General features: G+C 55.9%; 21 protein-coding genes and 1 other RNA gene. 12 read left to right on the top strand and 10 right to left on the bottom strand.

The features are described from left to right. Positions 1 to 64: 64 nt before the first annotated feature. From pflB to garL, 9 genes are all read right to left on the bottom strand, one after another. Positions 65 to 2,359 carry a formate C-acetyltransferase gene (gene pflB / locus ACOTX2_RS11110; protein ID WP_421625916.1) on the bottom strand — a complete coding sequence of 765 codons (2,295 nt, stop codon included), beginning with the start codon at positions 2,357 to 2,359 and terminating at the stop codon, positions 65 to 67. A 15-nt stretch (positions 2,360 to 2,374) separates the two neighbouring features. After that, entirely contained in the window at positions 2,375 to 3,583 is a 1,209-nt protein-coding gene (gene tdcD, locus ACOTX2_RS11105) for a propionate kinase (RefSeq protein ID WP_063147857.1), read from the bottom strand. A 30-nt stretch (positions 3,584 to 3,613) separates the two neighbouring features. Further along, positions 3,614 to 4,945 carry a threonine/serine transporter TdcC gene (tdcC, locus tag ACOTX2_RS11100; protein WP_022649486.1) on the bottom strand — a complete coding sequence of 444 codons (1,332 nt, stop codon included), beginning with the start codon at positions 4,943 to 4,945 and terminating at the stop codon, positions 3,614 to 3,616. A 9-nt stretch (positions 4,946 to 4,954) separates the two neighbouring features. Further along, the gene (gene tdcB / locus ACOTX2_RS11095; RefSeq protein ID WP_023298701.1) at positions 4,955 to 5,944 is read right to left on the bottom strand and encodes a bifunctional threonine ammonia-lyase/L-serine ammonia-lyase TdcB; all 990 of its coding nucleotides are present in this window, start codon (positions 5,942 to 5,944) and stop codon (positions 4,955 to 4,957) included. 96 nt (positions 5,945 to 6,040) lie between these two features. Then, positions 6,041 to 6,961 carry a transcriptional regulator TdcA gene (tdcA, locus tag ACOTX2_RS11090; RefSeq protein ID WP_023298702.1) on the bottom strand — a complete coding sequence of 307 codons (921 nt, stop codon included), beginning with the start codon at positions 6,959 to 6,961 and terminating at the stop codon, positions 6,041 to 6,043. Between the two features lie 672 nt (positions 6,962 to 7,633). Continuing rightward, an RNA gene (gene rnpB, locus ACOTX2_RS11085) (RNase P RNA component class A) lies at positions 7,634 to 8,010 on the bottom strand. 32 nt (positions 8,011 to 8,042) lie between these two features. Then, a complete protein-coding gene (garK, locus tag ACOTX2_RS11080; protein ID WP_022649489.1) occupies positions 8,043 to 9,188 on the bottom strand; it encodes a glycerate 2-kinase in 1,146 nt (381 codons plus the stop codon). A 56-nt stretch (positions 9,189 to 9,244) separates the two neighbouring features. Continuing rightward, positions 9,245 to 10,135 carry a 2-hydroxy-3-oxopropionate reductase gene (gene garR, locus ACOTX2_RS11075; RefSeq protein ID WP_022649490.1) on the bottom strand — a complete coding sequence of 297 codons (891 nt, stop codon included), beginning with the start codon at positions 10,133 to 10,135 and terminating at the stop codon, positions 9,245 to 9,247. Between the two features lie 21 nt (positions 10,136 to 10,156). Further along, positions 10,157 to 10,927 carry a 2-dehydro-3-deoxyglucarate aldolase gene (garL, locus tag ACOTX2_RS11070; protein ID WP_032676532.1) on the bottom strand — a complete coding sequence of 257 codons (771 nt, stop codon included), beginning with the start codon at positions 10,925 to 10,927 and terminating at the stop codon, positions 10,157 to 10,159. A gap of 366 nt (positions 10,928 to 11,293) precedes the next feature. Between garL and garD the strand changes: the two genes are divergently transcribed. Beyond that, positions 11,294 to 12,865, top strand: a complete 1,572-nt coding sequence (garD, locus tag ACOTX2_RS11065) for a galactarate dehydratase (protein WP_023307046.1) — start codon at positions 11,294 to 11,296, stop codon at positions 12,863 to 12,865. Between the two features lie 107 nt (positions 12,866 to 12,972). Here garD and ACOTX2_RS11060 read toward each other — a convergent pair whose 3' ends face one another. Then, complete coding sequence (locus tag ACOTX2_RS11060) at positions 12,973 to 13,776, bottom strand: DeoR family transcriptional regulator (protein WP_063147855.1); 804 nt, start codon at positions 13,774 to 13,776, stop codon at positions 12,973 to 12,975. A 239-nt stretch (positions 13,777 to 14,015) separates the two neighbouring features. Between ACOTX2_RS11060 and kbaZ the strand changes: the two genes are divergently transcribed. From kbaZ to ACOTX2_RS11005, 11 genes are all read left to right on the top strand, one after another. Continuing rightward, positions 14,016 to 15,323, top strand: coding sequence for a tagatose-bisphosphate aldolase subunit KbaZ (gene kbaZ, locus ACOTX2_RS11055; RefSeq protein ID WP_063147854.1), 1,308 nt, complete (start codon positions 14,016 to 14,018; stop codon positions 15,321 to 15,323). Between the two features lie 19 nt (positions 15,324 to 15,342). After that, the gene (gene agaV, locus ACOTX2_RS11050; RefSeq protein ID WP_003861728.1) at positions 15,343 to 15,816 is read left to right on the top strand and encodes a PTS N-acetylgalactosamine transporter subunit IIB; all 474 of its coding nucleotides are present in this window, start codon (positions 15,343 to 15,345) and stop codon (positions 15,814 to 15,816) included. 10 nt (positions 15,817 to 15,826) lie between these two features. Then, on the top strand, positions 15,827 to 16,606 hold the full coding sequence (agaW, locus tag ACOTX2_RS11045) for a PTS N-acetylgalactosamine transporter subunit IIC (RefSeq protein WP_003861730.1): 780 nt from the start codon (positions 15,827 to 15,829) through the stop codon (positions 16,604 to 16,606). Next, on the top strand, positions 16,596 to 17,474 hold the full coding sequence (agaE, locus tag ACOTX2_RS11040; protein ID WP_022649494.1) for a PTS N-acetylgalactosamine transporter subunit IID: 879 nt from the start codon (positions 16,596 to 16,598) through the stop codon (positions 17,472 to 17,474). Before agaW ends, agaE begins: the two co-directional genes overlap by 11 nt. A 16-nt stretch (positions 17,475 to 17,490) precedes the next feature. Beyond that, positions 17,491 to 17,925, top strand: coding sequence for a PTS galactosamine/N-acetylgalactosamine transporter subunit IIA (agaF, locus tag ACOTX2_RS11035; RefSeq protein WP_032626392.1), 435 nt, complete (start codon positions 17,491 to 17,493; stop codon positions 17,923 to 17,925). Beyond that, positions 17,922 to 19,055, top strand: a complete 1,134-nt coding sequence (gene nagA / locus ACOTX2_RS11030; RefSeq protein ID WP_063147853.1) for an N-acetylglucosamine-6-phosphate deacetylase — start codon at positions 17,922 to 17,924, stop codon at positions 19,053 to 19,055. Before agaF ends, nagA begins: the two co-directional genes overlap by 4 nt. Before the next feature lie 246 nt (positions 19,056 to 19,301). After that, positions 19,302 to 20,447, top strand: a complete 1,146-nt coding sequence (locus tag ACOTX2_RS11025; RefSeq protein WP_063147852.1) for an SIS domain-containing protein — start codon at positions 19,302 to 19,304, stop codon at positions 20,445 to 20,447. Between the two features lie 12 nt (positions 20,448 to 20,459). Next, positions 20,460 to 21,332, top strand: a complete 873-nt coding sequence (gene kbaY, locus ACOTX2_RS11020) for a tagatose-bisphosphate aldolase subunit KbaY (RefSeq protein ID WP_003861740.1) — start codon at positions 20,460 to 20,462, stop codon at positions 21,330 to 21,332. A gap of 116 nt (positions 21,333 to 21,448) precedes the next feature. Next, positions 21,449 to 23,020 (top strand): maltose/glucose-specific PTS transporter subunit IIBC, encoded by a 1,572-nt coding sequence (malX, locus tag ACOTX2_RS11015; protein ID WP_063147851.1) that lies wholly within the window; start codon positions 21,449 to 21,451, stop codon positions 23,018 to 23,020. Between the two features lie 12 nt (positions 23,021 to 23,032). Continuing rightward, on the top strand, positions 23,033 to 24,205 hold the full coding sequence (locus ACOTX2_RS11010) for a MalY/PatB family protein (protein WP_063147850.1): 1,173 nt from the start codon (positions 23,033 to 23,035) through the stop codon (positions 24,203 to 24,205). Positions 24,206 to 24,221: 16 nt separating this feature from the next. Further along, positions 24,222 to 26,111, top strand: a complete 1,890-nt coding sequence (locus tag ACOTX2_RS11005) for a hypothetical protein (RefSeq protein WP_063147849.1) — start codon at positions 24,222 to 24,224, stop codon at positions 26,109 to 26,111. The last annotated feature ends 66 nt before the right edge of the window (positions 26,112 to 26,177 follow it).

Here is a 26,177-nt window from a genome sequence, read left to right as displayed (position 1 = left end):
AAATTGACGGTGTTCACAAAATTAAAAGCCTCCTCATCTGAGGAGGCTGAAGATGGGGCCTGTGTTAGATCGCCTGCGTAAACGTCCTCGAAATCACGTCCTGCTGCTGCTCGCGGGTCAGAGCGTTAAACCGCACCGCATAGCCTGAAACGCGGATCGTCAGGTTCGGATAGTTCTCCGGATGGGCGATGGCATCCAGCAGCATCTCCCGGTTCATCACGTTGACGTTCAGGTGCTGCCCGCCCTCAATGGTCGCTTCGTGGTGGAAGTACCCGTCCAGCAGCCCGACAAGGTTGGTTTTGCGCACCAGCTCGTCCTTGCCCAGTGCCTGCGGCACGATGGAGAAGGTGTAGGAGATCCCGTCTTTGGCATAGGTGAACGGCAGCTTGGCGACCGAGGTCAACGACGCCACCGCTCCTTTTCTGTCGCGCCCGTGCATCGGGTTGGCGCCAGGCGCAAACGGTGTACCGCCGCGACGTCCGTCCGGCGTGTTGCCGGTCTTCTGCCCGTAAACCACATTGGAGGTGATGGTCAGGATCGACTGCGTCGGCACGGCGTTGCGGTACGTCGGCAGCGCCTGGATTTTCTTCATAAAGCGCTCAACCAGATCGCAGGCGATACTGTCCACGCGATCGTCGTTGTTGCCGTATTGCGGATAGTCGCCTTCGATGACGAAATCGACCGCCAGACCGGTGTGGTCGCGCACCGGTTTTACCGTGGCGTATTTGATGGCTGACAGGGAATCCGCCGCCACCGACAGTCCGGCAATGCCACAGGCCATGGTGCGGTAAACGTCCCGGTCGTGCAGCGCCATCAGCGAGGCTTCGTAGCTGTATTTATCATGCATGTAGTGAATGAGATTCAGCGCACTGATGTACTGCACTGCCAGCCAGTCCATGAAGTGATCGAGGCTCGCCATTACGGTGTCGTAATCCAGTACCTCATCCAGCAGCGGCTCGGTTTTCGGCCCCACCTGGATCTTCAGCTTCTCATCCACCCCGCCGTTAATCGCGTACAGCAGCGTTTTCGCCAGGTTGGCGCGTGCGCCGAAGAACTGCATCTGCTTGCCGATCACCATCGGACTGACGCAGCAGGCAATGGCGTAGTCGTCGCTGTTGAAGTCGGCACGCATCAGATCGTCGTTCTCGTATTGCAGCGAGGAGGTGACGATCGAGACCTGCGCGGCGTATTTCTTGAACGCGATCGGCAGCTGTTCGGACCAGAGGATCGTCAGGTTTGGCTCCGGCGCAGGCCCCATGGTGTGCAGGGTATGCAGATAGCGGAAGCTGTTTTTGGTCACCAGCGTACGGCCATCCAGCCCCATGCCGCCAATCACTTCCGTGGCCCAGATCGGATCGCCGGAGAAGAGCGTGTCGAACTCCGGCGTGCGCAGGAAGCGCACCATGCGGATCTTCATGATGAAGTGGTCGATCAGCTCCTGGGCCTGCACCTCGTTCAGCCTTCCTGCCTGCATGTCGCGTTCAATGTAGATATCGAGGAACGAGGCCGTGCGCCCCAGCGACATCGCCCCGCCGTTCTGGGATTTCACTGCGGCAAGGTAGGCAAAGTAGACCCACTGCACCGCTTCCTGCGCATTCATCGCCGGACGTGAAATATCAAAGCCATAGTTCGCCGCCATCTGCTGGATCTGGAGCAACGCACGCTTATGCTCCGCCAGCTCCTCGCGCAGGCGGATCGTGGCCTCCAGATCGTCTCCGCGCTCCAGTTTCCCCTGGAGATCGGCGAACTGAAGTTCACGCTCGCGCACCAGATAGCTGATGCCGTATAGCGCCACGCGACGGTAGTCGCCGATGATGCGTCCGCGCCCGTAGCCGTCCGGCAGACCGGTGAGCACGCCGGATTTTCGGCAGCGCATCATCTCCGGAGAGTAAACGTCAAATACGCCCTGGTTGTGGGTTTTGCGCAGGTCGGTGAAGAGATATTCAAACTGCGGATCCATCTCGCGACCGAAGGCTTCGAACGAGCTGCGGATCATATTGATCCCGCCGTACGGATGCAGGGCCCGCTTGAGCGGCTTGTCGGTTTGCAAGCCGACGATCGTCTCCAGCTCCTGGTCAATATAGCCCGGCCCGTGCGCGGTAATGGTGGTGGCGATGTTGGTGTCAAAATCCACCGGAGCGTGGGTGGCATTCTCCTGGCGAATGCCGACCATCACCTTCTGCCACAGCGCCGTCGTTGCTGGCGTCGCCTGCGCGAGGAAAGCTTCATCGCCTTCATAAGGGGTGTAGTTATGCTGAATAAAATCGCGCACGTTAACGGCGTTTTTCCATTCTTCACCGCAAAACCCGGCCCATGCGTCGCTGTAAGGCGCGACGCCCGTATCGATTGTTACTTTCATCAGATTCTCGCTTTATCAGGCGTAAGCCGCAGCCGGGGTGACCTTCCCAAGACGGAGGGCGTCCAGCGCGATCATTTTTTCTTCATTGGTAGGGATCACCGCGCAGGCCGCGCGGGACGACTCGGTGGAGATCACGCGCTCACCCGCGCTGCCCGGCAGGGCATTTTTGGACTCGTCGAGGATGATGCCAAACACCTTCAGGTGCTCCACCACCAGCGCGCGTATGAGCACGGAGTTCTCACCGATCCCGCCGGTAAACACCACGCCATCCAGACGGTGCAGGGATGCGGCATGACCGGCGATATGCCGCGCTACGCGGTGGACAAAGGTCTTTATCGCCAGCCGCGCCCGCTCGTTGCCGTCATGCCAGGCTTTCTCCAGCACGCGCAAATCGGAGGAGATGCCGGAGATCCCCAGCAGCCCGGACTCTTTGTTGACCACGCGCTCCAGATCCTCGAACGTCTGGCCGGTCTGCCGGGCAATCCACGCCATCGCGCCAAAATCTACGTCGCCACAGCGCGTGCCCATCACCAGTCCTTCAAGCGGCGTCATCCCCATGGACGTGTCCACGCTTCTGCCGTTACGCACCGCGCAAATGGACGCCCCGTTGCCGAGATGGGCAATCACCAGGCCGCTGTCTTCGGCGGAGAGCCCGAGAAGCGCGTGCGCCTGCGCCGCCACATAGCGGTGAGAGGTGCCGTGGAAGCCGTAGCGGCGCACGCCCAGCTCTTCAAAAAAGCGGTACGGCAAGCCGTACAGATACGCCTGCGGCGCCATGGTCTGGTGGAAGCTGGTATCAAATACCGCCACCTGCTGCACCCCGGGGAAGAGTCGCTCTGCGGCTTCCACGCCGCTCAGGTTAGCGTAGTTATGCAGCGGCGCCAGCGGGGAGACCTGGCGGATCTGCTCCATCACCTCTTCCGTGATCAGGGTCGACTCGCTGAAGAGATCGCCGCCGTGGGCAATGCGATGGCCAATCAAAGCCACGCTGCCCATCAGGTCGCGCTTCTCCAGCTCCAGGGCGATGGCGGCCAGCGCCCCTTCGTAGTCCTGATGAGCCAGTCTGACTGGCTCACCCCCATTCACGGAAATAAAGGCTTTTTCTGTGTTGATGCCGTCCGCAATGCCCGTCAGCAGGGCATCGCAGCCTGCGGCGTCCAGCACCGAAAACTTAACAGAGGACGATCCGCAGTTAATGACCAGTACTACCGGAAACTCAATCATGGTATGGCTCCGCTCTTCCTGAGCTTTGGTTTAAAACAGTTTGTACACGATGTTCAGAATGGTCAGCAGGCCGACCACGGTTACGAAGATGTTCTCGGTCCGGCCTTTGTATTTCGCCAGCGCCGGTGCTTTGCGGATGGCGTACATCGGCAGCAGGCACAGCAGAGAGGCGATAATTGGCGCGCCCATAGCTTCAATAAGGTCAAGAATGTTCGGATTGGCATAGGCCACAATCCAGGTGGAGCCCATGATGAAGACCATGCTGATGGTGTTCAGCTTGCCCACGGAGACGTTCTTCTTGTCGCCCTTGTAGCCGAACTTAACGATCAGGCCGTTCAGCCCCTCCAGCGTGCCCAGGTAGTGACCGAAGAAGGATTTAAAGATAGCGACCAGCGCGATGATGGACGCGCCGTACTCCAGCACCGTGGCGAACGTGGATTTACTGCCTGACATCGACGCAAAGTGGTTCGCCAGGTAAGAGAGCACCGGAATGTTCTGCGCTTTGGCGTCCGCCATGTTCTGCGGAGAGAGCGTAAACAGGCAGCTAAAGGCGAAGAACATCACCACCGCCACCATCAGCAGGCTGGCGCGACCGATGATTTTGGAACATTTCTGCTCGGTGAATTCTTTACCAAACTCCGGCTCGTACTCTTCGCGCTTGGAGACCACAAACGAGGAGACGATAGGCGAGAAGTTGAAGGAGAAGACCATAATGGAAATCCCCAGCCACACCGTGACAAGAATGCCGTCATGACCGGTGAAGGCGATATCGCTAAGGTTAACCTGGTCGATCACCGCTGAGTTCCAGTACGGGATCAGCGAGAGAGAAATCAGCACCAGGCTGGCGATGAACGGGAACACCAGGTAGCTCATCACCTTCACCATCAGGTCTTTACCGAACCAGATCACAAAGGCCATCAGCAGCAGCAGGAACAGCGCTACCACGCCGCGGTTCAGGGCAGGCATCTGGAGCTGGTTTTCCCAGAAGGTCATAAAGGTGTTGGTAATGGTGACGCCGTAAATCCACAGCAGCGGGCAAATAGCAAAGAAGTAGAGGAAGGTGATCACCACCCCGCCGGTCTTACCAAAATGCTCCTCCACCGTTTCGGTGATGTTGCCGGAGACGTTACTGCCGGACAAACACAGACGCGCCAGCGCGCGGTGGCAGTAAAAGGCAATGGGGAACGCCAGAACCAGCATCAGCAGAATAGGGATCAACCCCCCAAAGCCTGCGCGGATGGGGAAGAACAGCACGCCAGCGCCAATGGCGGTACCAAACAGGCCGAGCGTCCAGGTGGTATCCGATTTACGCCAGGAGGACGTTTTTGTCTGGCCAACGATAATGCTTTCTGTGTTGCTCATAGGTCACCTTTATGCGTCAACGAAGCCGGTAATTTGGGAAACACGGGAGAGATCAATATTGCCACCGGAAATAATGCAGACGGTTTTACGGCCCTGAATATAGTGGTCCAGTTTGCCGCTTAATAACGCCGCGCACGCCAGCGCGCCAGCACCTTCCGTAACCACTTTATTTCGCTGAATAAGCGCGATCATGCTGTTGCGAATCTCGTCTTCGCTGACCAGCACAATGTCGTCAACCAGTTCACGAACGATTTCGAAGGTTAAATTACCCGGGCGAGACACGTCGCAGCCGTCCGCTAATGTGCCGGTAATGCGGTGGTTCGTTATTTCACCGGTCTGATACGACGCCGCCATTCCGTGCACGTTTTCAGACTGCACGCCGATAATATTGATAGTTGGGTTGATGGATTTAATTGCTGTCGCAATACCGGCAATTAAACCACCACCGCCGATGGGAACAATCACGTTATCCACGTCGTATAAATCTTCGAGGATTTCCAGGCCGATGGTGCCCTGACCGGCGATCACTTTCGGATCGTCGTAAGGCGGAATAAATATGCGCCCTTCCATCTCGACGATTTCGCTCACTTTGGCGATAGTGTCGTTAAAGTTCTCGCCGTGCAGCACCACTTCGGCGGAGTAGTCGCGCGTGGCGGCCACCTTGGATTTCGGCGCGCCCATAGGCATTACCACTTTGCCGTCGATGCCGAGCATGGCGCAGGAGAGCGACACCCCCTGCGCGTGGTTCCCTGCGGAACAGGCCACCACGCCCTTACGTTTTTCCGCATCGGTCAGCGAGCTTAATTTATTAAACGCCCCACGTATTTTAAACGAACCGGTACGCTGCATATTTTCAAATTTCAGGAATATCTCACCCTTACACCGTTCGCTCAGATAATTTGAACGCGGCATACCGGTTTTATAGATCTTTCCCGCCAGTCTTTTTCTGGCGTCCTGAATATCGTCAATGGTCACCGGGAGATCGTAAGTAATGTGCATAATATCCTCGTTATAATAATTCATTATTTTCAGGCAAAGTCAGGGTATCAGAGCGTTAAAAAGCGTCGCTCCGGGTGTTTTAAATCATCATTATTTCTATCGTCGTTTTTCGATATTCATCGACGAATATTGTTTTGCCAGTTCAACTAATACTGACGCCGATTTTTTAATACTGTAATTTTTTGACCACACGGCGGCATAACGCGCCACGGGTAATGCATCTTCCACCGGCAGGACAATAAACTGGTCCGAGCCGAATGGCGCAATCATGTCACGGGGGATCACCGTCAGGTAATCGGCATTGAGAACAAGGTTATAGATGGTGACGACGGAATCGGTCTGGACGATGTTTTCAATGCTGATGTGGTTATCTTGCAGGGTGGTCAGGAGTTCATTGTAGTAGCCCATATCGGTTTGCGGCATCACCCACTGCTCGTGCGTGAGCGATGCCAGTCTGGTCGGGCCGGTGCACGTTCGTGATTTACTCGCCACCAGCACAAACTCAGATTCAAAGAGTGGCTCAACGTGAAGATCCTGGAGCAACATCCCGTCGCTCAGCGTGCCGATGGCGAAATCCAGCCGGCCATCGCGAATGGCGGGCAGGAATGAAGAGAGCTGCGCTTCATACATTGAGACGCGCGCCTTCGGGAACACTTCCTTGAATTTTTTGATCATCCCGGACAGGAAGGTGAAGCCAATCAGCGACGGATAGCCGAAGGAGACGTCCATGACGGTACTGAAACTGAGGCTGTTGATCTCGCTCACCATGTTTTTCATTTCGCGGGTGATCGACTCAGCGTAGGACAGCAGCACCTGACCGGCGGCAGTGAGTTTTACGCCGGTGTTTTTACGCACCATCACTTCTACCCCAAAGTAAGATTCGATGTCGCTGATGATTTTGCTGACGGCAGGTTGCGTCAGCCCCAGTTGTCTTGCAGCAGAACCTATAGAGCCACTTTTGATGACTTCCTGAAATACCACGAGGTGCTGTGTTTTCGGTAGAATAATAGTATTCATAATATTCTGCGCTTATTTCCCTATGACGCAGCGGATTCTACCCAATATTGTTTCAGGGGGTATGTGCTGTTACTCACAATTTGCCAGGATGCCCTTTTTACAACCACATTTAAAATCGATTTATAATCTTATTATTCAAACAGTTAGACAGCTAAAAATACGCAATTACGCTGATATTGATCAACAAAACCCTCGGTAATAAATTTATTTTATGGCAATAACCAGCATGAATTTTTTTGCCTTAACAATATTAATAGAGACTATCTTTCAGGCAATTAAAGGTTAATAAACCATCATTATTCTTTTAAAACATTTTTGTGGTTTATCAACTTTATCAGGAATATTTTCTCAGCTTCCGGTTAAAGAGTGGGATATATCACACATTCACCAGAAGAATGTTTTTAGATTCAATATTAAATTATCAAATGAATAACATTCAGCATCACTGATTCAACATTCACAACATCTGTTCAACACTAAAATTTTCTATTTTTATAGCGTTAAATTTTGTGATTACGATCATGCGCAGCAGATGAAAGGAACGCATAATCGGTAAAGCAGTGAAATGTGCTTGGCGTCGCAAAATTGAGAATTGATGTCGTTTGGCGTTTCGCTGACCCGGCATGCAACCTTCAGAAAACAAAAACCCCGCCGAAGCGGGGTTTCGTAAGAAGTTGAAGCTGACCGATAAGCCGGGTTCTGTCGTGGACAGTCATTCATCTAGGCCAGCAATCGCTCACTGGCTCAAGCAGCCTACCCGGGTTCAGTACGGGCCGTACCATGTGAACCCCTATTTGGCCTTGCTCCGGGTGGAGTTTACCGTGCCACGGACTGTTACCAGCCGCGCGGTGCGCTCTTACCGCACCCTTTCACCCTTACCTGATCCCGCTTACGCGGGCCATCGGCGGTTTGCTCTCTGTTGCACTGGTCGTGGGTTTCCCCCCCAGGCGTTACCTGGCACCCTGCCCTGTGGAGCCCGGACTTTCCTCCCCTCCGCCCGTCTCCCCCGAAAGGGACGACGACGAAGCGGCGACTGTCTGGTCAGCTTCGGCGCGCAGTATAGAGGGTTTGCGCGCCGCTGTCACCCCTGGCTACGCATGCCTACCTGCAATGTGGCCGCGATATTGCGCGAGGCGCGGTAAATGTTGTCGTACGCTCCCTGGAACGCCTCTTCCAGTGAACCGATGCGGGTCAATACGCTGAACACCGCGTCGATGCCGTACTGATGCACCACACCCACATCCTGCGTCAGACTTCCGGCAATCCCTATCACCGGCTTATGGTATTTTTTGGCGACGCTCGCCACGCCGACGGGCACTTTGCCATTAATGCTCTGGCTGTCGATGCGCCCTTCTCCCGTCAGCACCCACGTGCAGTCGTGAATATGTTCTTCAAGATTGAGCGCCTGAGTGACAATCTCAATGCCGCTTTTCAGCTCAGCGCCCAGGAAGGCCATCAGCGCCGCGCCCATGCCGCCCGCCGCTCCTGCCCCCGGAACCGGGTTGACGTCAATGCGCAGCGATTTTTTGATCACGTTGGCGTAGTGGCTAAGACTGGCGTCGAGTTCGAGGATCATCTCCTCCGTGGCGCCTTTTTGCGGGCCAAAGATACGCGACGCGCCGCTTTCACCGACCAGCGGATTCGTCACGTCACAGGCGACGCGGATTGCGCACCCCTGAAGACGCGGATCAAGATCAGAAATATCAATACGGTTCAGCGCCATCAGGCTGCCGCCGCCGTAGCCGATCTCCGTCCCGTTCGCATCCGTAAACCTTGCGCCCAGCGCCTGCATCATACCCGCGCCCCCATCGTTGGTTGCGCTCCCGCCGATACCGATAATGATGTTGCGCGCGCCTTTATCCAGCGCGCGGAGGATCAGCTCCCCCGTCCCGCGCGACGTCGTGACCAGCGGGTTACGCTGCGCGGGAGGAACAAGTACCAGGCCGCTGGCGGCGGCCATCTCGATAAACGCGGTGGTACCGTCGCCCGAGATCCCCCAGCTGGCCTTCACCTTTTCCCCTAACGGGCCGGTGACGACAGCCTGCTGCCAGGTGCCCTGCGTCGCGGCGATCATCGCTTCAACCGTACCTTCTCCGCCGTCAGCAACGGGAACAGACACGTAATGAGCGTCGGGGAAAATTTCCCGAAATCCTTTTTCTATCGCCTGCGCCACCTCAGTGGCAGACAGGCTTTCTTTATAAGAGTCTGGCGCGATTACGATTTTCATAGTTGTATGCCTGAGCCGTAGGCCCGGTAAGCGTAACGCCACCGGGCGGGACGTCATTAGCGAGCAATTTCAACCTTCGCCAGCTTTTCGTAATAGCACGCTAACGCGCTGTGATCGGCGGTGCCCAGACCGTCCGCACGCAGCGCCTGCATCATCTCCATGACGGCGGCAGTCAGCGGCAACTGCGCGCCCACGCCGTGGGAGGTATCCAGCGCATTCGCCAGATCTTTAATGTGCAGATCGATGCGGAAGCCCGGCTTGAAGTTACGATCCATCACCATCGGTGCCTTGGCATCCAGCACGGTGCTGCCCGCCAGACCACCGCGAATGGCCTGATAGACCAGATCCGGATTAACGCCCGCTTTGGTGGCCAGCGTCAGTGCTTCGGACATGGCCGCGATGTTCAACGCCACAATCACCTGGTTTGCCAGCTTGGTGACGTTGCCTGCGCCAATTTCACCGGTATGCACCACGGAGCCAGCCATGGCTTTCATCAGGTCGTAGTATTTGTCGAACACGGCTTTATCGCCCCCCACCATTACCGACAGAGTACCGTCGATGGCTTTCGGTTCGCCGCCGCTGACCGGCGCATCCAGCATCTCCACGCCTTTCGCTTTCAGCGCCTCACTGATTTCGCGGCTCGCCAGCGGCGCGATAGAACTCATGTCGATCACCACCAGACCCGGCTTCGCGCCGTCGATAATGCCGTTCTCACCCAGCGCCACCTCTTTCACGTGCGGGGAGTTTGGCAGCATGGTGATAATGACATCGCACTGCTCGGCGATCGCTTTTGCAGTTGTCGCCGTTTCTGCGCCAGCCGCAATCACTTCTGCCACCGCGTCTGAATTACGATCTAAAACCACCAGTGAGTAACCTGCTTTGATGAGGTTTTTGCTCATTGGTTTGCCCATGATACCCAGGCCAATAAAACCCACTTTCAGCGTCATAATCTGTTTCCTCAATGATGGTTATTTTTTAAAAGCGTCTGCTAATTTCTGCGTGGCGGCGCGGAATACGCCGAGGTCGCTGCCGACGGCGACAAACGTTGCGCCCCACTCCAGGTAGCGGCGGGCATCAGCTTCCACCGGCGCCAGAATGCCGCACGGTTTACCGTGCGCTTTGGCACGGGCAAAAATGTGCTGGATTGCCCGCTGCACGTCCGGGTGGCTGGCGTTGCCCAGATGACCAAAGGCGGCCGCCAGATCGCTCGGGCCGACGAAAATACCGTCGACACCTACGGTCGCGGCAATGGCGTCGACGTTATCGACCCCCTGCTGGCTCTCGATCTGAACCAGAATGGTGATGTTCTTGTTGGACTGGGCGAAATAGTCCGGCACGGTGCCAAACATGTTGGCGCGGTGAGAGACAGACACGCCGCGGATCCCTTCCGGCGGATAGCGGGTGGCAGCTACGGCCAGCACCGCTTCTTCTTCCGTTTCAACAAACGGGATCAGGAAGTTGTAGAAGCCGATATCCAGCAGACGCTTGATGATCACCGGCTCGTTGGTAGGTACACGCACCACCGGCGCGCTGTGGCTGCCTTTCAGCGCCATCAGCTGCGGAATAAACGTGTTGATATCGTTTGGCGCATGTTCGCCGTCCAGCACCAGCCAGTCGAATCCGGCCAGGCCCAGCACTTCGGTGCTGATGGGGTTGGCCAGCGCAGACCAGCAGCCAATCTGAATCTGATGCGCCGCAAGGGCCGCTTTAAATTTATTCGGGAAGATGTCGTTACTCATTACGTATACCTTTTTTAATTCCGCAGTTTTAGCCAGTAGCTTTTCTTATTTATTCCGACTCAGCGTCAGCGTTATATTTATTTACTGACTGAATTTTGGCGTTATAAAATCGTCATTCAGTATAATCGTCACCACCCGGCAGCACATTGTCTCAATGCTCAATTATCCAACGGGGTTAGCACGCTATTTTGAGCATTTGCCCAATGCAGTGGGCGCTGATGCACAGAATCAACGATTAGTGTGTCGGGAGCGATCGCGATCACATTCTCACTTTTCCTCTCCTGACATTCTTTATTTCCTCAATAAGAAACGATTAACCATCTGGCTATATTTAGTATCAGATATTTTGCTGGAGATGAGTGAACAATGGCCGATATTGAAATTCGACAGGCGTCGCCGACGGCGTTCTATATAAAAGTGCACGATACCGATAACGTGGCGATTATTGTCAACGACAATGGCTTAAAAGCGGGTACCCGGTTCCCGGACGGGCTGGAGCTGATTGAGCACATTCCGCAGGGGCATAAAGTCGCACTGGTCGATATCCCGGCGCAGGGCGAAATCGTGCGCTACGGCGAAGTCATCGGCTATGCGGTGCGCGCTATCCCGCAGGGTAGCTGGATTGAGGAGTCGCTGGTTGAGCTGCCCACCGCCCCGCCGCTGGAGACGTTGCCGCTGGCTACCCGCGTCCCTGAGCCGTTACCTCCGCTGGAGGGTTATACCTTCGAAGGTTACCGCAACGCGGATGGCAGCGTGGGAACCAAAAACCTGCTTGGCATCACCACCAGCGTGCATTGCGTGGCGGGTGTCGTGGATTACGTGGTGAAAATTATTGAGCGCGATCTGCTGCCGAAATACCCCAACGTTGACGGCGTGGTGGGTCTTAACCACCTGTACGGCTGCGGCGTGGCGATCAACGCGCCCGCAGCGGTCGTGCCGATCCGCACGATCCACAATATCGCCCTTAACCCGAACTTTGGCGGCGAGGTGATGGTGATTGGCCTCGGCTGTGAAAAATTGCAGCCAGAACGCCTGTTGCAGGGTACTGAGGATGTGAAAGCCATTCCGGTTGACGAGGCCAGTATTGTGCGTCTTCAGGATGAACACCATGTCGGCTTCAGATCGATGGTCGACGACATTTTACAGGTGGCAGAGCGCCATCTGGAGAAGCTGAACAAACGTCAGCGTGAAACCTGCCCGGCCTCTGAACTGGTGGTTGGGACACAGTGTGGCGGCAGCGATGCGTTTTCCGGCGTCACCGCTAACCCGGCGGTAGGTTATGCCTCCGATCTGTTCGTGCGCTGCGGCGCCACGGTGATGTTCTCTGAAGTCACCGAGGTGCGTGATGCTATCCACCTGCTCACGCCGCGCGCCGTTAACGAAGAGGTGGGCAAACGCCTGCTGGAGGAGATGGCCTGGTACGATAACTATCTCGACATGGGCAAAACCGACCGCAGCGCCAACCCGTCTCCGGGTAACAAGAAAGGCGGCCTGGCAAACGTGGTGGAAAAGGCCCTCGGGTCGATTGCCAAATCCGGCCAGAGCGCGATTGTGGAAGTGCTCTCACCTGGCCAGCGACCAACCAAACGCGGTCTGATCTACGCGGCAACGCCTGCCAGTGATTTCGTGTGCGGCACCCAGCAGGTAGCATCCGGCATTACGGTACAGGTCTTTACCACCGGACGCGGCACGCCGTACGGCCTGATGGCGGTACCGGTGATCAAAATGGCGACCCGCACCGAGCTGGCAAACCGCTGGTATGACTTAATGGATATCAACGCGGGCACCATCGCCACCGGGGAAGAGAGTATTGAAGAGGTGGGCTGGAAGCTGTTCCACTTCATTCTGGATGTGGCAAGCGGACGGAAGAAAACCTTCTCCGATCAATGGGGATTGCATAACTCGCTGGCGGTGTTTAACCCGGCACCGGTGACGTGATGGCCCCTCACCCTGCCCTCTCCCCACCGGGGAGAGGGTAAAAAAACCGCACCGAGCAGTCCCCTCTCCCCTATGGGGAGAGGGTTAGGGTGAGGGGAAAAGCCTCTTTAGACCAGCACCACATCGATCCCGCTTTTGCGTAACCCTTCCAGGCTTTCCGCCGGAATATCTTCATCAACGATAATCATGTCGATCCGCTGAGTATCAATGATTTTATGCAGGCTTGAACGGTTAAACTTGCTGGAATCAGTGACAACGATAATACGCTCCGCCACCTCGCACATTTTCCGGTTCAGACGGGCTTCATCCTCGTTGTGCGTACTCACCCCCCGATCGAGATCGATGGCATCGACGCCCAGGAACAGCAGGTCAAAATGGTAATTCTGTAAGGACTGCTCCGCCTGGTCACCATAGAAGGACTGCGACTGACGGCGCAAGTGCCCGCCGGTCATCAGCAGCTCTACGCCCTCCGCTTCCAGCAGCGCGTTTGCCACGTTCATCCCGTTGGTCATGGCAATAACATCGGTGTGCTGGCGCAGCATGCGAGCAATTTCAAAGGTCGTGGTGCCGGAGTCCAGAATAATGCGGTGACCCGGCTTCACCAGTTCAGCCGCCGCCTGCGCGATGCTGCGCTTCACAGCCGTATTAAGGGAACTTTTGTCCTCAACGGACGGCTCCACGCCGGGGGCATTACCTTCACAAATCAGCGCGCCGCCGTAAGCGCGAACGGCAATCCCCTGCTTTTCCAGAAAGGCCAGATCGTTACGGATCGTCACCGTCGACACGCCGTATAAAAGAGAAAGATCGTTAACCTGCACGCTTCCCTGCGCCCGCAACCGCTGAATGATCTGCTCTCGCCTTTCACTGGTGCCGGTGATGCGCTTCTCTGCGGATGAATCGGTGCTGCTCATACGAGCTCCTTAGTAAATAAACTTTCGTTTCATTTCGTTTTGCTTATTAACGCCTTTCTTTTGAGGGAATGCAAGCCCTGTATGGTGAGCAGACGCAAGCTTAACCGCCGCTGAAACCTTTCATTATGTTTCTTTTGTGAAACAGATCGGAAAACTATTATCTTTCGTTTTATTTTTACCCCACCATAATGCAGTATCAAATGAAACAAAACGAAAGATGAATACCAACACCATCCGAAATGGAGAGGAAAGTGAAACATCTGACAGAAATGGTGGAACAACATAAACGGGGGAATACAAACGGGATTTACGCCGTCTGTTCCGCACATCCATTGGTACTTGAAGCTGCAATTCGTTACGCCCATTCACAACAGACGCCTCTGCTAATTGAAGCCACCTCAAACCAGGTGGATCAGTTTGGCGGCTATACCGGTATGACGCCCGCCGATTTTTATGGGTTTGTCTGCAAGCTGGCAGGATCCCTCGGTTTCCCCACCTCACAGCTGATCCTTGGCGGCGATCATTTAGGTCCTAACCGCTGGCAAAACCTGCCAGCTTTGCAGGCGATGGCGAACGCCGACGATCTGATCAGAAGCTACGTGGCGGCCGGATTTAAAAAAATTCACCTCGATTGCAGCATGTCCTGCGAAGACGATCCGGTTCCTTTAACCGATGCAATCGTTGCCGGGCGTGCCGCTCGGCTGGCTAAAATTGCCGAAACCACCTGTCTCGAGCAATTTGGCGTAGCGGATCTGGTCTACGTTATCGGCACGGAAGTTCCGGTTCCCGGTGGGGCACACGAAACGCTGACCGAGCTTGAGGTCACCACACCAGAGGCGGCACGTGCCACGCTTGAGGCACACCGCCACGCATTCGAGAAGGAAGGGTTAAGCGACATCTGGCCGCGCATTATTGGCCTGGTGGTTCAGCCTGGCGTTGAGTTCGACCATGCGCACGTTTGTGACTATCAACCGCATAAAGCCGTCGCACTGAGCAAGATGGTTGAAGCCTACGACACGCTCGTATTTGAAGCACACTCTACCGATTACCAGACGCCGCAGGCGCTGCGCCAGTTGGTGAAAGATCACTTCGCCATTCTGAAAGTCGGCCCTGCGCTAACCTTCGCGCTGCGCGAAGCGCTGTTCTCCCTGGCTGCAATTGAAGAAGAGCTTTTACCGGCAAAAGCCTGCTCAGGACTGCGTCACGTCCTGGAAAACGTGATGCTCGATCGCCCGGAATACTGGCAAAGCCACTATCACGGCGACGGCAATGCCCGTCGCCTGGCCCGCGGTTACAGCTATTCCGACCGCGTGCGCTATTACTGGCCAGACAGCCAGATTGACGAGGCTTTTGAGCGACTGGTACGCAACCTGGCGGATGAACCGATCCCGCTGCCGCTGATCAGCCAGTATCTGCCGTTGCAGTACAGCAAAGTTCGCGAGGGTGCTCTCAGGTTCACACCACGGGAGCTCATTCTCGACCACATTCAGGACATACTCCAGCAGTACCATGCCGCCTGCGAAGGCGTAACGACTCAACACGCATAATTAAAAAGAGGAAAACGCTATGCCAAACATTGTCTTATGCCGCATTGATGAACGCCTGATCCACGGTCAGGTGGGCGTACAGTGGGTGGGGTTTGCGGGGGCGAACCTGGTGCTGGTGGCAAATGACGAGGTTGCAGACGATCCGGTTCAGCAAAACCTGATGGAGATGGTGCTTGCGGAAGGCATCGCCGTGCGTTTCTGGTCCCTGCAAAAAGTGATCGACAACATTCATCGCGCCGCCGATCGGCAGAAAATTCTACTGGTCTGTAAAACACCGGCTGATTTTTTAACGCTGGTCGAGGGCGGCGTGCCTATCACCCGTATCAACGTCGGAAATATGCATTACGCCAGTGGCAAACAGCAAATTGCCAAAACGGTATCTGTAGACGCGAACGATATCGCCGCGTTTAACGGCCTGAAGGCGGCCGGAGTGGAATGCTTCGTTCAGGGCGTTCCAACAGAGACTGCTTTGGATCTCTTTAAACTGCTCTGAGGGATTCACAATGGAAATCAGTCTGTTGCAGGCTTTCGCGCTGGGGCTTCTCGCCTTTATCGCGGGCCTGGATATGTTTAACGGCTTAACACACATGCACCGTCCGGTGGTGCTCGGGCCACTGGTTGGCCTGATTCTGGGCGATCTGCACACCGGAATTCTGACCGGCGGTACGTTAGAACTGGTCTGGATGGGTCTCGCGCCGCTGGCGGGCGCGCAGCCGCCAAACGTGATTATCGGCACCATCGTTGGCACCACATTTGCCATTACCACAGGCGTGAAGCCGGATGTCGCGGTTGGGGTCGCCGTGCCGTTTGCCGTGGCGGTTCAGATGGGGATCACTTTCCTCTTCTCGGTGATGTCCGGCGTGATGTCCCGCTGCGATCGCATGGCGGCTAACGCAGACACCCGTGGTATTGAACGGGTCAACTATCTGGCACTGCTGGCGCTCGGCGTCTTCTACTTCCTGTGTGCGTTTCTGCCCATCTACTTCGGGGCTGAACATGCGAAAACCGCGATTGATGTCCTGCCGGAACGTCTGATCGACGGTCTGGGCGTCGCGGGCGGTATCATGCCAGCGATCGGCTTCGCCGTGCTGCTGAAGATCATGATGAAAAACGTCTACATCCCTTACTTCATTATCGGCTTTGTCGCCGCGGCCTGGCTGAAACTGCCGGTGCTGGCGATTGCCGCGGCTGCGCTGGCGATGGCGCTGATCGACCTGCTGCGCAAATCGCCTGAACCGACGGCGCCTGCGGCCCAGAAAGAGGAATTTGAAGATGGCATCTAATCCAACCACCCTGCCGGGCGTGTCTGAAAGTGAAGAGACGCTGCTGACCGGCGTGAATGAAAACGTCTACGAAGACCAGAGTATTGGCGCTGAGCTAACGAAAAAGGATATTAACCGTGTCGCCTGGCGTTCCATGCTGCTACAGGCCTCGTTCAACTACGAGCGAATGCAGGCCTCCGGCTGGCTGTATGGGCTACTGCCCGCGCTGAAAAAGATCCACACCAATAAGCGGGACCTGGCGCGCGCCATGAAAGGCCATATGGGCTTCTTTAACACCCACCCGTTCCTGGTGACCTTCGTCATCGGCATTATTCTGGCAATGGAGCGTTCCAAGCAGGATGTGAACAGCATCCAGAGCACTAAAATTGCCGTCGGTGCACCGCTCGGTGGCATTGGTGACGCCATGTTCTGGCTAACCCTGCTGCCTATTTGCGGGGGGATTGGCGCCAGCCTGGCGCTACAGGGATCCATTCTTGGCGCCGTGGTCTTTATCGTGCTGTTTAACGTGGTGCATCTCGGCCTGCGTTTTGGTCTGGCGCACTATGCCTACCGGATGGGGGTCGCCGCGATCCCGCTGATCAAGGCCAACACCAAAAAGGTTGGTCATGCTGCGTCCATTGTCGGGATGACGGTGATTGGTGCGCTGGTGGCAACCTATGTGCGCCTGAATACCACACTCGAGATTAAAGCCGGGGATGCGGTCGTCAAACTGCAAACCGACGTGATCGACAAACTGATGCCCGCCTTTCTGCCGCTGGTCTACACCCTGACCATGTTCTGGCTGGTACGCCGTGGCTGGAGCCCGCTGCGCCTGATTGGTATCACCGTGGTGCTGGGCGTTGTCGGTAAATTCTGTCACTTCCTGTAAAAGCAAAGAGGTTGCGATGTTAGGCATTATTTTGACGGGTCATGGCGGTTTTGCCAGCGGGCTGGAACAGGCGATGAAGCAAATCCTCGGCGAACAGCCGCAGTTTATCGCCATCGATTTTCCGGAAAGCTCCACCACTGCGCGGCTGACCGCGCAGCTTGAGCAGGCAGTGAATGATTTGGACGCAGAGCACGATATCGTGTTTCTCACCGATCTTCTCGGCGGTACGCCGTTTCGTGTGGCCTCTACCCTCGCGATGCAACACCCCGGCAGCGAAGTGATCACCGGCACCAATCTCCAGCTTTTGCTGGAGATGGTTCTGGAGCGCGACGGGTTAAGCAGTGAAGCATTTCGTTTGCAGGCGCTGGAGTGCGGCCATCGCGGCCTGACCAGCCTGGTGGATGAGCTTGCACGCTGTCGCGAGGAAGCGCCCGCCGAGGAAGGGATATGAGCCAGCTGCTGCGCGCGCGTCGTCTGCTTACCGGGCAGGGCTGGCTGGATGACCATCAGTTGCGCATGGATAGAGGCGTCATCACCGCCATCGAGCCGATTCCGGCAGGGGTTAACACCCGCGAGGCAGACCTGCTTTGCCCGGCATACATTGATATCCACGTCCACGGCGGCGCGGGTGTGGATGTGATGGATGATGCCCCCGACGTGCTGGACCGGTTAGCCATGCATAAAGCGCGTGAAGGCGTGGGGGCGTTTCTGCCTACCACCGTCACCGCTCCGCTGGAGGCGATCCATAGCGCGTTACGGCGCATTGCCCGACGCTGTCATGTCGGTGGCCCCGGTGCGCAGGTCCTGGGCAGCTATCTGGAAGGCCCGTACTTTACGCCGCAGAACAAAGGGGCACATCCGCAAGGACTGTTTCGCGAACTGGATCTCGCGGAACTTGATGATCTGATTGCGGTTTCGCAGAACACGCTGCGGGTAGTGGCGCTTGCTCCGGAAAAAGCGGAAGCCCTGAAGGCGATCCATCACCTCAAGCAAAAAGCGATACGCGTCATGCTGGGCCACAGCGCCGCTACATACGCGCAAACCCTGGCCGCATTTGATGCAGGCGCAGCCGGGCTGGTGCACTGCTACAACGGCATGACGGGGTTACACCACCGGGAGCCCGGCATGGTTGGCGCTGGCCTTACGGACCCACGCGCGTGGCTGGAGCTTATTGCCGACGGGCATCACGTTCATCCAGGAGCCATGCGGCTGTGTTGTTGCTGCGCGAAGGATCGTACGGTGCTGATTACCGATGCCATGCAGGCGGCGGGTATGCCTGATGGGGGCTATACGTTGTGTGGTGAAAGTGTCGAGATGCAGGGCGGCGTTGTCCGCACGGCCTCAGGCGGGCTGGCGGGCAGCACGCTCGCGCTGGATGCCGCCGTGCGAAATATGGTGGAGCATACGGGGGTCGCCCCAGAGCAAGCTATCCATATGGCTTCACTGCATCCCGCCCGTCTGCTCGGTATGGATCACTTGCTGGGATCGTTAGCGCCTGGCAAACGCGCCAATATTATTGCGCTGGATGCGGGTTTACACCTCCGGCAGATTTGGATCCAGGGTCAGGCTCTTTCCCTGTAGCCCTTTCACAGTGTGCCCTGTTGGCCTTACGGAAGACGATCGTAAGGCCTTTCTTTTCCTTTCCTTGACTTTCTCCTTTCCTTTCGCGATCACACTTTTCGTTTTATTTCTTTTACGCCATTGAACTTTCGATTTCTTTTCTATAGATTTTATTTAACTGCTAAAGTGAACAAGTGAAACGAAACGAAAGATAGCGACACGTTTGCCAGCGTCTGATGTGGAATTCACACGACTAAGGACTGAGTTATGCCACAAACCACTACCGCCACCACCGGCACCTGGACCGAAAAAGAGATCCGCCAGCAGCCAGCCAGCTGGCTTCGCTCGCTCAACAATATTGATAACCTGCGCACCTCGATCGACAGTTTTCTGACGCCACTGTTGCGCAAGCCCGATCTGCGGATCGTTCTGACCGGCGCGGGCACGTCCGCTTTTATCGGCGACATCATTGCGCCATGGCTTGCCAGCCACACGGGGAAAAACATCACCGCGATACCTACGACCGATCTGGTCACCAACCCGATGGATTATTTCAGCCCTGCGCACCCGCTGCTTCTGGTCTCTTTCGCCCGTTCTGGCAATAGCCCGGAGAGCGTCGCCGCCGTTGAGCTGGCGAATCAGTTCGTACCGGAGTGCTACCACCTGTCGATCACCTGTAATGAAGCGGGCAGCCTGTACCAGAATGCCGTCGACAGCGATAACGCCTGCGCTCTGCTCATGCCAGCCGAAACGCACGATCGCGGGTTCGCGATGACAAGCAGCATCACCACCATGATGGCGAGCTGCCTGGCGGTATTCGCACCGGAAACGATCAACAGCAAAACGTTCCGGAACGTGTCCGATCGCTGTCAGGCGATCCTCACTTCGCTTGGCGATTTCAGCCCCGGCGTCTTTGGTAACGAACCGTGGAAACGCATTGTTTATCTGGGCAGCGGTGGATTACAGGGCGCCGCACGGGAGTCTGCGCTGAAAGTGCTGGAGCTGACCGCCGGCAAGCTGGCGGCATTCTACGATTCGCCAACGGGTTTCCGTCACGGGCCTAAGTCGCTGGTGGACAACGAAACGCTGGTCGTCGTGTTTGTCTCCAGCCATCCGTACACGCGTCAGTACGATCTGGATCTGCTCGCCGAGCTACGTCGCGATCGTCAGGCTATGCGGGTAGTAGCCATTGCAGCCGAAACGGATCCGGTCATTGAAGCTGGCCCGCATATCCTGCTGCCGCCTTCTCGTTCATTTAACGATATGGAGCAGGCGTTCTGCTTCCTGATGTACGCCCAGGTCTTCGCACTGACCCAGTCTCTGCACGTTGGCAATACGCCAGATACGCCATCCGCCAGCGGTACGGTTAACCGTGTGGTCCAGGGCGTCGTTATTCATCCGTGGCAGGCTTAAGAGGACAGGCTCATGAGTATTATTTCCACCAAATATCTTTTGCAGGACGCACAGGCAAAGGGCTATGCCGTTCCGGCCTTTAACATTCATAACGCCGAGACGATCCAGGCGATCCTCGAAGTCTGTAGCGAAATGCGATCCCCGGTGATCCTCGCGGGTACGCCGGGGACGTTTAAACATATTGCGCTGGAAGAGATCTACGCCTTGTGCAGCGCATATTCCCTTACTTATGACATGCCGCTGGCGCTACACCTCGATCACCACGAATCGCTGGATGACATTCGCCGCAAAGTCCATGCCGGCGTACGTAGCGCAATGATCGACGGTAGCCATTACCCCTTCGAACAAAACGTCAAGCTGGTGAAATCGGTCGTCGATTTCTGTCACCTCAACGACTGTAGCGTCGAGGCCGAACTGGGCCGACTGGGTGGAGTGGAAGATGACATGAGCGTCGACGCCGAAAGCGCGTTCCTGACCGACCCGCAGGAAGCAAAACGCTTTGTCGAACTGACAGGCGTGGACAGCCTCGCCGTTGCCATCGGAACCGCGCACGGCCTCTATACCAAACGCCCAAAAATCGACTTCCAGCGGCTGGCCGAGATCCGCGAGGTAGTGACAGTGCCGCTGGTACTGCACGGTGCGAGCGATGTTCCGGATGAGGATGTGCGCCGCACCATTGAGCTGGGCGTCTGCAAAGTTAACGTCGCAACAGAGCTGAAAATCGCCTTCTCTGACGCAGTCAAAGCCTGGTTTGCCGAGAACCCACAGGGCAACGATCCGCGCTTCTACATGCGCGTCGGCATGGATGCCATGAAAGAGGTGGTCAGAAGCAAAATCACCGTTTGCGGCTCGGCGAACCGGCTGCTGCTTCCGGCTGAAGCCTGAACCCATCGCGCATAACGTTAGTACCTAAAAAATAACTATAAGCCTCGCAAATATGAAGGCGCGTCCTTAAGCCGGACAGCGCCTTCCATTATCCTAAAAATCCGAGGAGTCCCTACATGACACAGGAAAAGTCGTTTAAATCGAAAGCGTGGGAGTTTTTCCAGAGCCTGGGAAAGACGTTTATGTTCCCGGTTTCGCTATTGGCCTTTATGGGGTTGTTGTTAGGTATCGGTAGTTCTGTCACCAGCCCTTCCACCATCAAAAGTTTTCCCTTTCTGGGCGGCGAGTTAACGCAGCTCACCTTTGGTTTTATCGCCATGGTCGGCGGCTTTGCTTTTACCTATCTGCCGCTGATGTTTGCCATGGCGATCCCAATGGGCCTTGCCAGACGTAATAAAGCGGTGGGCGCTTTTGCCGGATTCGTTGGCTACATGCTGATGAACATGAGCATCAACTACTACCTGACCGCCACCCACCAGCTTGCGGATGCCGCCACCATGAGACAGGTGGGACAATCCATCGTGCTTGGCATTCAAACGCTGGAGATGGGCGTGCTCGGCGGCATTGTGGTAGGGGTGATCACCTACTTCCTGCACGAACGCTTCCAGGACACGGTGCTGCACGACGCATTTGCCTTCTTTAGCGGCATTCGTTTTGTTCCGATTGTTACCGCCCTCACCCTGTCGCTGGTCGGCCTGGTCATCCCCCTGCTGTGGGAATATATGGCAATGGGCATTGCCGGGATTGGTCATATCATCCAGAGCACCAGCGTCTTTGGACCGTTCCTGTATGGCGTGGGCGTGCTGCTACTCAAACCTTTTGGCCTGCATCACATACTGCTGGCGATGGTGCGCTTCACCCCGGCGGGCGGCATTGAGATGGTTAACGGCCAGGAAGTGGCCGGTGCGCTGAACATTTTCTACGCCGAGCTGAAAGCGGGTCTGCCGTTTAGCCCGCACGTTACGGCATTTTTATCGCAAGGGTTTATGCCGACCTTTATCTTCGGCCTGCCTGCCGTGGCTTACGCTATCTACCGCACCGCGCGCCCGGAAAACCGTCCGGTGATTAAAGGGCTGCTGCTTTCAGGCGTGCTGGTTTCAGTTGTCACGGGTATTTCAGAGCCAATTGAGTTCCTGTTCCTGTTTATTGCCCCTGTGCTTTACGCGTTTCATATCGTTATGTCTGGCCTGGCGCTGATGGTGATGGCGCTGCTCGGCGTCACCATCGGCAACACTGACGGCGGTATTCTGGATCTGCTGATCTTCGGCGTCATGCAGGGGATGTCGACCAAATGGTATCTGCTGTTCCCGGTGGGTATTGCCTGGTTTGCTATCTACTTCTTCGTCTTCCGCTGGTACATCCTCAAGCACGATATAAAAACGCCAGGCCGTGAGGTTGACGCGCAGGGTGCGCTCCAGGCGGTGGAAGCCAATACCCGGGCACGTGGAAAATCGAAATACGATCATGGGCTTATTCTTCGCGCGCTTGGCGGTAAAGAGAATATTGAGTCGCTCGACAACTGCATTACCCGCTTACGTCTGGTGGTGAAAGATATGGGGCTTATCGACCAGCAGGCGCTGAAGGCCGCTGGCGCCTTGTCAGTCGTGGTGCTTGATGCCCACAGCGTTCAGGTGATCATCGGCCCGCAGGTGCAGAGCGTCAAATCCGGTATTGAAGCCTTAATTTAACAGGGGGTCGTTGTGTTTGATTTCGACAGAATCATTGAGCGTAAAAGCGATAAATGCCGTAAATGGGATCATGCGTTTGTGTGTTCGCGTTTCGGTGATGTCCCGGAGGGATTTATCCCGCTGTGGATAGCAGACATGGATTTCACCTCGCCACCCGCCGTGATTGAAGGCTTCCAGCGCATCGTGGAGCATGGCACCTTCGGTTACACCTGGTGCTTCGACGAATTCTACGATGCGGTCATCGCCTTCCAGCGCACCCGTCATCAGGTTGAGGTGCATAAGTCATGGATCACCCTGACCTACGGCACCGTTTCTACGCTGCACTATACGGTTCAGGCGTTCTGCAATCCCGGCGACTGCGTGATGATGAACACCCCGGTGTATGACCCGTTTGCCATGGCGACACAGCGACAGGGCGTGCGGGTGCTTGCAAATCCGCTGAGCGTGAAGGAAAACCGCTATCAGCTGGATTTTAATCTGATTGAAGTTCAGCTCAAAACTCACCGTCCAAAACTGTGGTTCTTCTGCTCGCCGCATAACCCCTCGGGCCGCATCTGGCGCGCGGATGAGATACGCCAGGTGTCCGATCTCTGTAAGCGCTACGGCACGATTCTGGTGGTTGATGAGGTTCACGCCGAGCACATTCTGGACGGTACATTCGTCAGCTGTCTGACTTCGGGCTGTGCCGCCCAGGACAACCTGATTGTGCTGACCTCCCCCAATAAAGCCTTCAACCTTGGCGGGCTAAAAACATCCTACTCAATGATTCCAGACGATTCGCTGCGCCAGCGTTTCCGCCAGCAGTTGGAGAAGAACTCCATTACCTCGCCCAATATCTTCGGCGTGTGGGGAATTATTCTGGCTTATCAGCAAGGTCTGCCATGGCTCGACGCGCTGAATGGTTATCTGCGCGGCAATGCCCGCTACCTTGCGGATGCCATCCAGACCCATTTCCCTGCATGGAAGATGATGAACCCGGAGTCGTCGTATCTCGCCTGGATAGACGTCAGTGCGGACGATCGCAGTGCGACGGCGCTAACCCAACATTTCGCAAAACACGCTGGCGTGGTCATCGAAGATGGCAGCCACTACGTACAAAACGGCGAAAACTACCTGCGTATTAACTTCGGCACCCAGCGCTACTGGCTGGAACAGTCCATCAACCGAATGCTGAAGCATTACTGATAAGGATCTTACCCCGATGAAAAAAATGCTCACTCTCTCGCTGCTGGCTCTCTGTGTTTCTCATGGCGCGGCGGCAGCAAACTACGCGCTCAGTAACGACAATATCGCCCTTTCGTTTGATGATGCAAACGCAACGGTAGTGGTAACGGACAGCAAGGCTAACCATCCGCTCACGCCACAGGAGTTGTTCTTTCTGACACTGCCGGATGAAACAAAAATCCACACCGCTGATTTCAAAATCAAGCACGTCGAAAAGCAGGGCAACGCGATAGTCATCGACTTTACGCATCCGGATTTTAACGTAACGGTGAAACTGAACCTGGTGAAGGGAAAATACGCCAGCATCGGCTACACCATCGCCGCCGTCGGGCAGCCGCGGGACGTAGCGAAAATGACCTTCTTCCCGACGAAGAAGCAGTCTCAGGCACCTTACGTTGACGGGGCGATTAACAGCTCGCCAATCGTGGCCGACTCGTTCTTCATCCTGCCAGACAAACCGATTGTGAATACTTACGCTTATGAAGCCACCACGAACCTCAACGTGGAGCTGAAAACGCCAATTCTGCCTGAGACACCGGTCAGTTTTACCACCTGGTTCGGCACTTTCCCGGAAACTAATCAGCTGCGGCGCAGCGTAAACCAGTTTATCGATGCCGTGCGCCCGCGGCCTTATAAGCCTTATCTGCACTACAACAGCTGGATGGACATTGGCTTCTTTACTCCTTACTCCGAGCAGGATGTCATTGGGCGGATGGACGAATGGAATAAAGAATTTATTGCCGGACGCGGGGTGGCGCTGGACGCGTTCCTGCTGGACGATGGCTGGGACGATCGCACCGGACGCTGGCTGTTTGGCCCGGCATTCAGCAACGGTTTTGGCAAAGTCAGGGAAAAAGCCGACAGCCTGCATAGCTCGGTTGGGCTGTGGCTTTCACCGTGGGGCGGTTACAACAAGCCGCGCGATATTCGCGTCTCGCATGCAAAAGAGTATGGTTTCGAAACCGTAGACGGCAAGCTGGCGCTGTCGGGGCCGAACTACTTTAAAAACTTTAACGATCAAATCATTAAGCTGATCAAAAACGAGCACATTACCTCGTTCAAGCTCGACGGAATGGGTAACGCCAATTCGCATATCAAGGGCAGCCCATTTGCATCGGATTTTGACGCGTCCATTGCCCTGCTGCACAACATGCGCAGCGCAAACCCGAACCTGTTTATCAACCTGACCACCGGCACCGACGCGAGCCCGTCCTGGCTGTTCTATGCTGATTCAATCTGGCGTCAGGGCGATGATATCAACCTGTACGGTCCCGGCACGCCAGTGCAGCAGTGGATGACCTACCGGGATGCCGAAACTTATCGCTCCATCGTACGCAAAGGCCCGCTGTTCCCGCTGAACTCCCTGATGTACCACGGGATCGTCAGTGCAGAGAACGCTTACTATGGACTGGAGAAAGTACAAACGGACGGTGATTTTGCCGATCAGGTCTGGAGCTACTTCGCGACCGGAACTCAACTTCAGGAGCTGTACATCACGCCGTCCATGCTTAACAAGGCGAAGTGGGACACCCTGGCACAGGCGGCGAAGTGGTCGCGTGAGAATGCCAGCGTGCTGGTGGATACGCACTGGATTGGCGGTGACCCAACTTCGCTTGAGGTTTACGGCTGGGCCTCATGGAGTAAAGACAAAGCGATTTTTGGTTTACGCAACCCGTCGGATAAGCCGCAACGTTACTACCTGGATTTAACCAAAGATTTTGAAATCCCGGCAGGAGAGCGTTCGCAGTTTGCCCTGAAAGCCGTGTACGGCAGTAATTCAACCGTACCAGAGGAGTATAAAAACGCTGTGGTGATTACGCTGCAACCGCTGGAAACGCTGGTGTTTGAGGCGATGCCGGGAAAATAGTGAGGCTTTGACACGGTGTAGGCCGGGTAAGGCGAAGCCGTCACCCGGCAAAACAGGCGGCAGGGG

This window comes from Enterobacter cloacae complex sp. IR5412 (assembly GCF_049237385.1).
Classification (GTDB): Bacteria; Pseudomonadota; Gammaproteobacteria; order Enterobacterales; family Enterobacteriaceae; genus Enterobacter; species Enterobacter intestinihominis.
The sequence above is the reverse complement of the archived record's forward strand: the minus strand, read 5'-3'. Positions and strand labels throughout refer to the sequence as shown.